We start from the raw sequence: 9,723 nt of genomic DNA on the forward strand, positions 1-9,723 counted from the left end.
TACACTATATTTTACCATAAAAAAACAGTTTAAACAATACTTTATAATAAATATTTTATTAATTATTTGGTGTTTTGAAAAATATTTTAGAAAATTTTGAAAAAACTATTGAAATACCAAAAAATCTATGATATACTACAAGCCGTATGTGAATGCATACTAATAAAAAGGATGGTCCGCTGCGTAGCTCTGCATGAACATCCTAAGTAATGGAGGCTTGTAATGAATAAGATCGAAGCTTTTGTAAATGAGCAGTTGAAGCAGAACGTACCACAGTTTAATATCGGTGATACCGTTAAGGTACACAACCTTATTAAAGAGGGTACAAGAGAGAGAATCCAGATTTTCGAGGGTACAGTTATCGCTAAGCACAACGGTGGTATTTCTGAAACCTTCACAGTTAGAAGAGTAGCATCTGGTTGTGGTGTTGAAAAGACATTCCCACTTCACTCTCCAAACGTTGCAAACGTTGAAGTTATCAGAGCTGGTAAGGTTAGAAGATCTAAGCTCTTCTATCTCCGCGACAGAGTTGGTAAGGCTTCAAAGGTTAAAGAACTTAACTAATTATGAAAAAATCTCCGCAATTTGCGGAGATTTTTCATTTTCTTTTGTGCCGTGTTCTTTTGCGCTTTTCGCGCTTTCTGCCAAAAAAGCAGCCAATGGTTGATGAAATAATAGTTAATAAGTATATTGTTGGATTAAAGTTGTCATTTTCTCCGACTATGAAGTATAATAACACTAATATGCATACGATCAATGTGCCCAATATAATGCCACTTAACAGATATTTTTCTTTTATCCGTTTAGCAAGTGCAAATGCGGCTATGAAGGTACTTACCAGTGAAACGACCTTGGCGGTTAATCCAATGTATGCAAGAGGGTCATTTGTGTTATTTAAAATAAATGTTGCAAACAGAGTGAATATTGCCGTGATTATTGCATAGACCAATGTGAATATCAAAGCATTTTTTAATATGCTCAGAAAAGTGTTGTTTGATTTTAACATAAAAAACCTCGTAAATATGCTTTGTACAAGTATATTTGCGAGGTAATTTATTTATTACTGTTCTGAAGTATTTTCGTCAGCCTTTGGAGCTTCCTCTTCAAAGAAGGTATCATCTACAGGCTCGTTGTTTACAACGCTTTCATTTTCGGTTACAACCTCATTTGTTGTTTCAACAACCTGTTTTTTCTTCTTTTTCTTCTTTCCGTTACTATTTGCTTCAACAGGTGGTTTAGGCTTCTTGCCGTCACCCTTTTTTTCGTATGCGTGAACATCTACTGAGCGAACAGCAGAACGGAGAATTCTAATCTTAGTTCTGTCCTTTCCAGTTTCGATAGTAACTGTTTCTTCCTTGATTCTTACAATTTCACCGATAATGCCACCGATAGTAGTAATTTCATCACCTATTTCAAGGCTATTTCGCATATCTGCAGTTTCTTTTTCTTGTTTTTTGTTGGATCTATACATAAAATAAAATACACCAACAAGTAAAACGATCATTATAATTGTTCCACCCATTATAATTACCTCCAATTAAAAAATTTACTATATTATAGCCTAAAATTTTCCATTTAGCAAGCCTTTTAGAAAATTTTATTGAAAATTTAACAATAGTTATTAAATTTTACTTGTATTTGTGCTAATATATACATATGGAATTTGTAATATTAAAAGAAAATGAAGGACAAACTATTAAAGAGTTTTTAAGAGAAAAGCATATATCTGCAGGACTTCTCAAAAGGCTGAAAAAAATTGAGAACGGAATTACTGTGAATTCTGTTCATCAAAATGTGACCTATCGATTAATGGAAAACGATATATTGAGCCTTATAACTGCAGATTTTGATGATGATGAAAACGAATACTTAGAACCTGTGGATTTGCCGATTGAAATTGTATATGAGGATGAAAATATAACCGTGGTGAATAAGCCGAGCAATATGCCTACTCACCAGTCATTAAACAATCACGATAATACATTGGCAAACGCTCTCAAATACAGATACAGAGAAAAGAAGTACGTATTTCGTGCTGCTAACCGCTTAGATAAGGACACAAGCGGATTGGTTGTCACTGCTAATAATAGGTATTACGCTGCGTTACTTTCAGAAAAAATCAAGCGCGGAGAGGCGCAAAAATACTATGTTGCAGTGGTACACGGAAGGGTAGATTGCGATGGCAGAATAGATGCACCTATTGACCGCGTTGGTGAAAGCATTATTAAAAGAATTGTAAGACCTGACGGCGAGCATGCCGTTACTGAATACAAAAGCATTTTAAACGGTGATAAAATAAGCGTGTTGTTGGTTAAGCCGGTCACCGGCAGAACCCACCAGATAAGAGTACATATGGCATATATTGGGCATCCTATTATCGGCGATAGCTTATACTTTGAAAAAAGTGAGGAAATCGACAGACAGGCGCTTCATTGCTTAAAAATGGAGCTTGGGGAATTGGGCACATATTTTGCGCCGTTGCCTGATGACATGGAAAAGCTGATAAGGAGATATTTTGGTAATGAAGAAATACTTTTCTAAAATTAGAGAATACATACCGCTTTTTTCCTTATGTGTTTACCTTTTAACTATTATCAGCTTAGCGCTATACCTAATAGTACTTAATAATACGGACTTTGCTGATTTTTTTAACTACAATATAACAGCGCCTTTCCGTTTGGTGCTTACCTGGTCCACGGTCATTTTCCCATTTTCTTTGGTGGAAATTTTTCTTTTGCTTTCACCGTTTATATTGATATTTTTAATATTTTTAGCGGTAAGATATGGCAAAAGAGGACCGAAAACCACAGTTAGATATATATCTGTGCTCATTTCCTTTCTTTGCATTGTGTTTATTTGCTTTGTTTGGACATATTCGAGCGGATATCACACTTCAAAGATAGAAGATAAAATGAACCTTGACAGGACAACTCCTACTAATGAGGAGCTATATCAAGTTACTGACAAATTTGTAACTGAATTAAATGCGCTTGTGAGCAAAATAGAGTATGACGAAACGGGAGCATCAGTTATGCCTTACTCGTATAGTGAAATGAGTGAGAAAATTTGCGATGCATATGACCGTTTTGTGGAAAAGAACGGTATTATAAGAACGTTTCCATCGAAGATTAAGCCTATAATATTAAGTGAGCCTATGACATATACACATTTGTCGGGAATATATAGCTTTATGTCAGGTGAGTCAAATGTTAATGTAAATTACCCAGATTATGTAATAGCAACAACATCAGCGCACGAAATGGCGCATCAAAGAGGCTACGCGCGCGAGGATGAGTGCAATTTCCTTGCATTTGCGGTTCTTTTAGAGTCAGATGATCCGTTTTTGAGATATTGTGCATATCTTGATGTATATTCAAATATTGCAAATGCTCTTTACAGTGCTGATTCTAAAACGTATTTTGAGCTTGCTGCAAGGCTTGATGCAAGAGTATATAAGGATATGCAGAGCTACAGCGAGTTCTTTAAAAAGTATGAAAATTCAAAGGCATCTGAGGTTACAGGCAGTATAAACGATTCATACTTGCAAGCAAACGGTCAAGAGGAAGGTACAAAATCCTACGGAATGATTGTTGAAATTGTTTGTGCGTATGTGCTAAATAAGACAAAATAATCACTATTTGCTTAGCCCTTGAATAAACTGATATTAATAAATGTTGGTTTACGAGGGCTATATGGAACAAATTATAGTTGAAGGCGGCAACAGACTCTCTGGTGAAATTTCTGTGAGTGGAATGAAAAATTCCGCTTTACCCATTATATTTTCGTGTATACTTGTAAATGGGGACTCCATTCTTGATAATATACCAAGGGTGAGCGATGTGGAAAACGCCCTTGAAATATTGCGCTCAATGGGAGCAAAAGCTGAATTTTGCGGCTTACATACTGTTATAATAAATACCGACGGCTTGACGAATAATATAGGAAGTGTCCATTTAGTTTCAAAAATGCGAGCTTCTTCTTATTTGCTTGGAACAATGCTTTCGCGCTTTGGCTCTGTGGAGCTGCCAATGCCGGGCGGATGCAATTTTGGCTCGCGACCCATTGATATTCACTTGAAGGGCTTTGAGTCGCTTGGCGCCGTTTGTGAGGCTTATGATGGCGCAGTATCGGTAAGAAGTAACAAAAAAGTTAATTATGCAAAAATAACACTTGACAAAATTTCTGTTGGTGCTACAATAAATATGGTGCTTGCAAGTGTTTTGCGTGATGGAGTCACTGTCATTGAAAACTGCGCAAAAGAGCCACACGTTGACGACTTGATTGCTTTTTTAACAAAATGCGGTGCTAAGCTTTGTCGATATAATAGCTCAATTGTCTGTTGTGGGGTCACAAGGCTATGTGGCACAAGATATACTATTTTCCCTGATATGATTGAGGCACTCACTTATGCAATGTGCGTTGGCATCTGTAAGGGAAATATTTATGTAAAATGTGTGAATCCTGCTCATTTAACGTATGTTATTGATATTTTAAGAAAAATGGCATTTGGCATAAATGTGTACACTGACTGTATAAGTGTAAGTGCTGAAGAAATTATAGGCGCTGATGTTGAAACCTTGCCATACCCCATGTTTCCAACCGACCTGCATCCGCAATTTTCTGCATTGCTTTCCTTTGCAAACGGAGGTGGCAGTGTGTGCGACAACGTTTTCCCAACAAGATTTGCTTATGTTGATGAGCTGAAAAAGATGGGGGCGGAAATAGAAAGGGCAGGAAACAAGGTGTTTATTAAACAGGCGAAGCTGAAGGGCGCTGTCCTGGATGCAACCGATTTACGGGCAGGTGCTGCTTTGGTATTGGCAGGCCTGGGTGCAGAGGGGGAAAGCACTATAAATAATGTTGAATATATCGTTAGAGGCTATGAAAACATGGTTGACAAAATAGCCCTTATCGGTGGAAAAATAAAATTAACAAAGGAGACAAATCATGGAAGTAACTAAGAAAACAATAATCGGAGATGTTCTTGATTTTAACCCAGAAACAGCTCAATTTTTCTTTGAAATCGGTATGCACTGCTTGGGCTGCCCACATTCAAGAGGCGAGTCCATTGAGGATGCTTGCATAGTACACGGTACAGATGCTGATGCACTTGTTAAGAAGCTCAACGACTTTCTTTCTAAGAACTAATGAGAGAAATTAAATTAAGTAAAAGACTTCGCACCGCTGCCTCATATGTACGTAGCGGTGCGTTTGTCGCTGATATTGGAACCGATCATGCCTACTTGCCTATTTACCTTGTGTTGAACGAAATTGCCGTCAAGGCTCTTGCTTCTGACATTAATGAAGGACCTATTTTAAAGGCAAGAGAAAACATATCAAGGTATGACTTAGGAGACAAAATATCTACCCAAATTGCGTGCGGACTCGATGGAATAGAATCATTTTTGCCAACTGACATTGTTATTTGCGGTATGGGTGGAGAATTGATAGCTAAAATTATAGATGCATCCTCATATGCAAAAAAAGAGGGAGTGCGCTTGATTTTACAGCCTATGACCTGCGCTACTGAGCTACGTGAATATTTGCTCGACGGCTTTTGCATCGTTGACGAGAGCATTGTTTGTGAGGATGGCAAAATTTATCAAATTATTTGTGCTGAATATGACGGTAAATGCCATACATACACAAAGCCTGAGCTGGAGCTTGGTAAGAGAAATATTGAAAAACGCGCAGACGGATATAAAGAGTTACTGTTTTCTACAATTGCCAAAAAAGAAAAAAAGCTAAGCGGAATGCGCCTGGGGTGTCAGGACACCACCGAGCTTGAAAAAGAAATTAAAGAGCTGGAGAAATTGAAAAATGACATTTTATGAGCTTTATAAAATTTTAGATGAGCGTTATCCCACTTCCTTGAGGTGTGATTGGGACAATGACGGAATTATGTGTACCGATAGTCTTGAAAAAGATGTTAAGCGTGTTTTGATAGCTCTTGATGTTACGATGGATACAGTAAAATATGCTATTGAAAATAGCTTTGATACAATAATTTCACACCATCCACTTGTTTTCCGTGGACAAAATGCATTGACTCCTGTTAATTATACACAGGAAAAGCTGATTGAGCTTATTAAAAACAACGTATCTGTTATGTCATTTCATACTCGCTTGGATGCGTCCTGTGGCGGTGTGAACGACGTTTTAGCAGGCATATTAGGATTAGAAGGTGTACAAGCAGACCCTCTTGATCCAATAGGCAGAATTGGCTGGACAAAGGAGCAAACTGAGGTTAGTATCTTTGCAAAAAAGGTAAAAGAGGCTCTTGATGCACCATTTGTTCTTTATAGTGGAGAATGCCAAGTAAATAAGGTGTATGTAGTTGGCGGAGATGGTAAAGACTTGATAGACAATGCTATCGTGGCAGGCTGTGACACTATTGTTACGGGCAGAGCAAGCTATAACACAGCTATTGATGCTTGCGACAAAGGAATCAATATTATTGAGGCAGGTCATTTCTATACAGAGCATCCTGTTTGTAACGAGCTTGCGCGTGTAATTTCCAATATTAACAGTGAAATTTACACAGAGGTTTATAATTCCAATAAAATTTTAACTGTATAAAAAAGTGTGCACAAATCTTGTGCACACTTTTGCTTTATGGATTTATAGCATACAAATTCAAGTCCCAGGCGGGAATATACGGCAAACGGCGCAAATATAAGCGATAATTGGGATTTAATTTGTGTACCAATATTGGAAGATTATATAGGTCCTCACTTTTATGGTACATAGATACTAGCAAATCGGGGGAGAATTTTTTGATTAGCTGTGAAGAACCCAGAAGCGCTTCACATTCCAAGCCCTCTACGTCGTATTTTATAAAATTAGCGCTCTTGCAAACATTATCGGGCGCTTTTGCATCAATTAAGGTTATTTTGTGTTGGAATGAGCCATCGCTGGATGCGGACGAGTTCCTGTTTCCTGATGAGGAAAATTCAAGAGTAGTATCGCAATTGTAAGCGGCATAATTCAACGGAAAGCATTCGATGTCACTTAATGTATCGCAATATGCAGATAGCTTCTTAAAATTGCGCTTGTCGGGCTCAAAGGCATATATAACTTTTAGGTTGGGGCATAATGCACTGTATTTTTTTACTGTGTCACCGTTATATGCGCCTAAATCCACATAAGATTCATAATTGTTAAAATTCAAAACCTTGTCTGCCTCACCCTCGGAGCAAGAGGTAGAGCGAAGATAGCAAAGCTTACCAGTGAGCTTGAATCGCACTATATCGTCAAAAATTTCCTTGGATTTTTCATCAAACAAAAGATTTCTTGCTTCATATAGCTCATTTTCATGCCTAATAAAGAATTCTTCTGTAAATAATTCTCCTTTGCAAACAGGAACATCGGGGGAATATACTCTGTGATTTTTTTCTAAGGAATATATAAGTTCTATAACATCGGGAAGCTTTGACCCAAAAGAGACTACAATGTCAAAATCATTTCCGTATTTTTTTACCGCCTCGGAATATGAAATAACTGTTTTACCTTTGTATTGATGTCCACGCACAAATCCGTCACTTGCAAACACATCACAGTAGTTAATGTCATAATGAGAAAACGCGGAAATAATTTTGTCAGCACCGTTGCCCATTCCGTAAATCAAAATCGGCTTTTCGCTCCTTTTCAAAGTATGCCATATATCACAGTCAAAGGTATCAAAAATTATGTTTTTATAATTGTTCATTATTAAATCCTTGATTTTTATAGTTTAATACTGTATAATTGTATCATAATATTAAATTCAGGTCAAGGAGAAAATATATGGACTGTATTTTTTGTAAGATAGCAAACGGTCAAATTCCATCAAGCAAGGTTTACGAGGATGATAAGATATTAGCGTTTCATGATATTAATCCTGAGGCGAAAATTCACGTGCTTGTTATACCAAAGTGTCACATACAAAGTGTTGGCGAGCTAACAGAGGAGAATAGCAGTATTGTTGCTTACATATTTGAAAAAATTCCTGCTATTGCAACAAAAGCAGGAATCACAAACGGATATAGAGTGATTACAAATTGCGGACCAGATGCATGTCAGAGTGTTTTGCATTTACATTTTCATATTTTGGGTGGCGAACAATTGCCGGAGCATATAAGATAATGGAATCTCTTGAAATTATTGGATTAATATGTGGGTGCTGCGCACTGTTTTTTGCAATAGTTACAGGACTTACTTACTTTAGAATTAAAAAGCTGATTTCATTAATTAGCGAGGATTTGCTTGAGCAGGCATTGCCAATTATCGAAAAGCAAAGACGCAGAGTATATGCTTATATTATTCTCAGCTCAATTTTCACTGTTGCGACAGTGGTTTTATCAATTATTGTGTAAAGCGAAAGGGGATGCGTGCATCCCCTTTTAAAATTGTCGCCGTATTTGTTCAAGTGCGCCCTTTTCTAGCCTTGACACCTGCGCTTGAGAAATGCCTATCTCGTTTGCAACCTCGCTTTGAGTTTTCCCCGCATAAAACCTCATACCTATAATGCGCTTTTCTCGTTCATCAAGCCTTTTAATAGCTTCCTTCAGTGCAATGTCCTCAATCCAAATTTCATCGTCACTTGATGTGTCACGGATTTGATCTAAAATATAAAGAGTGTCACCTGAATCGTTATAAACAGGCTCGTATAAGGAAACGGGCTCGGAAATTGCTTCCAACGCAAGCACTACCTCTGCCTTGTCTTCGTTAATTTTTTCAGCAATTTTATCAATACTTGGCTCGCAAAGAGAGTCATTTGTCAGCTCTTCGCGAGCTTGCAGTGCTCTGTATGCCAAATCTCGCATTGACCTTGAAACTCTTATTGAATTATTATCGCGTAAAAACCGCCTTAGCTCTCCAATAATCATAGGGACAGCATAGGTGGAAAATTTAACATCTAATTCGATGTTGAAATTGTCAATTGCCTTAATTAAACCGATGCAACCAACTTGAAATAGGTCATCGACATTTTCGCTTCTGCTAAGAAACCTTTGGATAATGGATAACACTAGACGTAAGTTACCGTTAATTAGTGCATCTCTTGCTACCATATCCCCATTTTTGCATTTAACTAAAAGCTCTCGTTTTTCGTCCTCGGACATTACCTTAAGCTGTGATGTGTTAACACCGCATATTTCCACTTTATTGTATCTCATATTCAAGCTCCTTTGTTAAAATTATTGACTTGAAAGAGGATTGGTTATGCACGATTTATTTACCAAAATATTCAAAGAACGCACTTTAAAATTGGAGTGCGTTCTTCGAATAATTAATTGTCTGCTGTGCTTAGCATATTTTCAATGAAAATGCCATATCCGGTTGTTGGATCGTTGATGAGGACGTGCGTCACAGCACCGATAAGCTTGCCGTTTTGGACGATGGGGCTTCCACTCACGAGTGTGGTCAAGTAGGGACAACAGTTTTTAATGAAAAGTTTAAAACTTAAAAGTAAAAATAAAGAATAAAATAGTCAAAGGTTGCAAAAATCTATTATACAAATCTTGACAACCTACAGTTGCTATGATAAAATAGTATTGAAAACAGTTAGAAGTTGCAAAAACTATTATAGAGGTGCTTATGGAAATCAAGCGTGAATTATATTTAAATCAATTGATCAGCCGAAAAGGAAACGGATTTGTCAAGGTTATCACCGGTATTCGCAGATGTGGCAAGTCCTATCTCCTGAACAATATCTTTTATAATTACCTATTGGAAAACGGTGTG

The 9,723-nt window shown here is 37.3% G+C and carries 13 protein-coding genes and 2 pseudogenes; 10 read left to right on the forward strand and 5 right to left on the reverse strand.

What is annotated here, in order from left to right:
• The first annotated feature begins 222 nt into the window (after positions 1 to 222).
• Complete coding sequence (rplS, locus tag ACJMMI_RS07740; RefSeq protein ID WP_405354724.1) at positions 223 to 564, forward strand: 50S ribosomal protein L19; 342 nt, start codon at positions 223 to 225, stop codon at positions 562 to 564.
• A 34-nt stretch (positions 565 to 598) separates the two neighbouring features.
• Here rplS and ACJMMI_RS07745 read toward each other — a convergent pair whose 3' ends face one another.
• Both ACJMMI_RS07745 and yajC read right to left on the reverse strand, forming a co-directional pair.
• The gene (locus tag ACJMMI_RS07745; protein ID WP_405354725.1) at positions 599 to 1,006 is read right to left on the reverse strand and encodes a TIGR04086 family membrane protein; all 408 of its coding nucleotides are present in this window, start codon (positions 1,004 to 1,006) and stop codon (positions 599 to 601) included.
• A 54-nt stretch (positions 1,007 to 1,060) separates the two neighbouring features.
• Positions 1,061 to 1,522 (reverse strand): preprotein translocase subunit YajC, encoded by a 462-nt coding sequence (gene yajC / locus ACJMMI_RS07750; protein ID WP_405354727.1) that lies wholly within the window; start codon positions 1,520 to 1,522, stop codon positions 1,061 to 1,063.
• A gap of 134 nt (positions 1,523 to 1,656) precedes the next feature.
• Here yajC and ACJMMI_RS07755 point away from each other — a divergent pair, with 134 nt between their 5' ends.
• The 6 genes from ACJMMI_RS07755 to ACJMMI_RS07780 all read left to right on the forward strand — a co-directional run bounded on the left by ACJMMI_RS07755 (position 1,657) and on the right by ACJMMI_RS07780 (position 6,579).
• Complete coding sequence (locus ACJMMI_RS07755) at positions 1,657 to 2,541, forward strand: RluA family pseudouridine synthase (RefSeq protein ID WP_405354729.1); 885 nt, start codon at positions 1,657 to 1,659, stop codon at positions 2,539 to 2,541.
• A complete protein-coding gene (locus ACJMMI_RS07760) occupies positions 2,522 to 3,631 on the forward strand; it encodes a DUF3810 domain-containing protein (RefSeq protein WP_405354731.1) in 1,110 nt (369 codons plus the stop codon). Before ACJMMI_RS07755 ends, ACJMMI_RS07760 begins: the two co-directional genes overlap by 20 nt.
• Positions 3,632 to 3,692: 61 nt before the next feature.
• Positions 3,693 to 4,961 (forward strand): UDP-N-acetylglucosamine 1-carboxyvinyltransferase, encoded by a 1,269-nt coding sequence (gene murA / locus ACJMMI_RS07765; RefSeq protein ID WP_405354732.1) that lies wholly within the window; start codon positions 3,693 to 3,695, stop codon positions 4,959 to 4,961.
• Positions 4,948 to 5,148 carry a DUF1858 domain-containing protein gene (locus ACJMMI_RS07770; RefSeq protein WP_405354733.1) on the forward strand — a complete coding sequence of 67 codons (201 nt, stop codon included), beginning with the start codon at positions 4,948 to 4,950 and terminating at the stop codon, positions 5,146 to 5,148. The genes murA and ACJMMI_RS07770 overlap by 14 nt, the downstream gene beginning before the upstream one ends.
• A complete protein-coding gene (locus ACJMMI_RS07775; protein ID WP_405354734.1) occupies positions 5,148 to 5,834 on the forward strand; it encodes a tRNA (adenine(22)-N(1))-methyltransferase in 687 nt (228 codons plus the stop codon). The genes ACJMMI_RS07770 and ACJMMI_RS07775 overlap by 1 nt, the downstream gene beginning before the upstream one ends.
• Complete coding sequence (locus ACJMMI_RS07780) at positions 5,821 to 6,579, forward strand: Nif3-like dinuclear metal center hexameric protein (RefSeq protein WP_405354735.1); 759 nt, start codon at positions 5,821 to 5,823, stop codon at positions 6,577 to 6,579. The genes ACJMMI_RS07775 and ACJMMI_RS07780 overlap by 14 nt, the downstream gene beginning before the upstream one ends.
• A 34-nt stretch (positions 6,580 to 6,613) precedes the next feature.
• Here the strand turns inward: ACJMMI_RS07780 and ACJMMI_RS07785 are convergent, their stop codons facing one another.
• Positions 6,614 to 7,708 carry an FkbM family methyltransferase gene (locus tag ACJMMI_RS07785; RefSeq protein WP_405354736.1) on the reverse strand — a complete coding sequence of 365 codons (1,095 nt, stop codon included), beginning with the start codon at positions 7,706 to 7,708 and terminating at the stop codon, positions 6,614 to 6,616.
• A 77-nt stretch (positions 7,709 to 7,785) separates the two neighbouring features.
• On the opposite strand from ACJMMI_RS07785, the gene ACJMMI_RS07790 reads away from it, so the two are divergent.
• Positions 7,786 to 8,124, forward strand: a complete 339-nt coding sequence (locus ACJMMI_RS07790; RefSeq protein WP_405354738.1) for a histidine triad nucleotide-binding protein — start codon at positions 7,786 to 7,788, stop codon at positions 8,122 to 8,124.
• The gene (locus ACJMMI_RS07795; RefSeq protein WP_405354739.1) at positions 8,124 to 8,354 is read left to right on the forward strand and encodes a hypothetical protein; all 231 of its coding nucleotides are present in this window, start codon (positions 8,124 to 8,126) and stop codon (positions 8,352 to 8,354) included. Before ACJMMI_RS07790 ends, ACJMMI_RS07795 begins: the two co-directional genes overlap by 1 nt.
• Positions 8,355 to 8,381: 27 nt before the next feature.
• On the opposite strand, the gene sigG is transcribed toward ACJMMI_RS07795, so the two are convergent.
• Together sigG and ACJMMI_RS07805 are read right to left on the reverse strand one after the other, a co-directional pair.
• Positions 8,382 to 9,155, reverse strand: coding sequence for an RNA polymerase sporulation sigma factor SigG (gene sigG, locus ACJMMI_RS07800; protein ID WP_405354740.1), 774 nt, complete (start codon positions 9,153 to 9,155; stop codon positions 8,382 to 8,384).
• Between the two features lie 113 nt (positions 9,156 to 9,268).
• Positions 9,269 to 9,394, reverse strand: a pseudogene (locus ACJMMI_RS07805) (SpoIVB peptidase S55 domain-containing protein); the annotation flags it as partial.
• A gap of 182 nt (positions 9,395 to 9,576) precedes the next feature.
• Here ACJMMI_RS07805 and ACJMMI_RS07810 point away from each other — a divergent pair.
• A pseudogene (locus tag ACJMMI_RS07810) lies at positions 9,577 to 9,723 on the forward strand (ATP-binding protein); the annotation flags it as partial.

This window comes from Ruminococcus sp. (genome assembly GCF_045129435.1).
In the GTDB taxonomy this organism is placed as follows: Bacteria; Bacillota; Clostridia; order Oscillospirales; family Acutalibacteraceae; genus Ruminococcoides.

Coding starts and splice junctions, on each gene's coding strand:
- ACJMMI_RS07790 (WP_405354738.1), top strand. CDS start 7,786: ATGGACTGTATTTTTTGTAAGATAGCAAACGGTCAAATTCCATCAAGC.
- ACJMMI_RS07745 (WP_405354725.1), bottom strand. CDS start 1,006: ATGTTAAAATCAAACAACACTTTTCTGAGCATATTAAAAAATGCTTTG.
- sigG (WP_405354740.1), bottom strand. CDS start 9,155: ATGAGATACAATAAAGTGGAAATATGCGGTGTTAACACATCACAGCTT.
- ACJMMI_RS07780 (WP_405354735.1), top strand. CDS start 5,821: ATGACATTTTATGAGCTTTATAAAATTTTAGATGAGCGTTATCCCACT.
- ACJMMI_RS07775 (WP_405354734.1), top strand. CDS start 5,148: ATGAGAGAAATTAAATTAAGTAAAAGACTTCGCACCGCTGCCTCATAT.
- ACJMMI_RS07755 (WP_405354729.1), top strand. CDS start 1,657: ATGGAATTTGTAATATTAAAAGAAAATGAAGGACAAACTATTAAAGAG.
- murA (WP_405354732.1), top strand. CDS start 3,693: ATGGAACAAATTATAGTTGAAGGCGGCAACAGACTCTCTGGTGAAATT.
- ACJMMI_RS07760 (WP_405354731.1), top strand. CDS start 2,522: ATGAAGAAATACTTTTCTAAAATTAGAGAATACATACCGCTTTTTTCC.
- ACJMMI_RS07795 (WP_405354739.1), top strand. CDS start 8,124: ATGGAATCTCTTGAAATTATTGGATTAATATGTGGGTGCTGCGCACTG.
- rplS (WP_405354724.1), top strand. CDS start 223: ATGAATAAGATCGAAGCTTTTGTAAATGAGCAGTTGAAGCAGAACGTA.
- yajC (WP_405354727.1), bottom strand. CDS start 1,522: ATGGGTGGAACAATTATAATGATCGTTTTACTTGTTGGTGTATTTTAT.
- ACJMMI_RS07770 (WP_405354733.1), top strand. CDS start 4,948: ATGGAAGTAACTAAGAAAACAATAATCGGAGATGTTCTTGATTTTAAC.
- ACJMMI_RS07785 (WP_405354736.1), bottom strand. CDS start 7,708: ATGAACAATTATAAAAACATAATTTTTGATACCTTTGACTGTGATATA.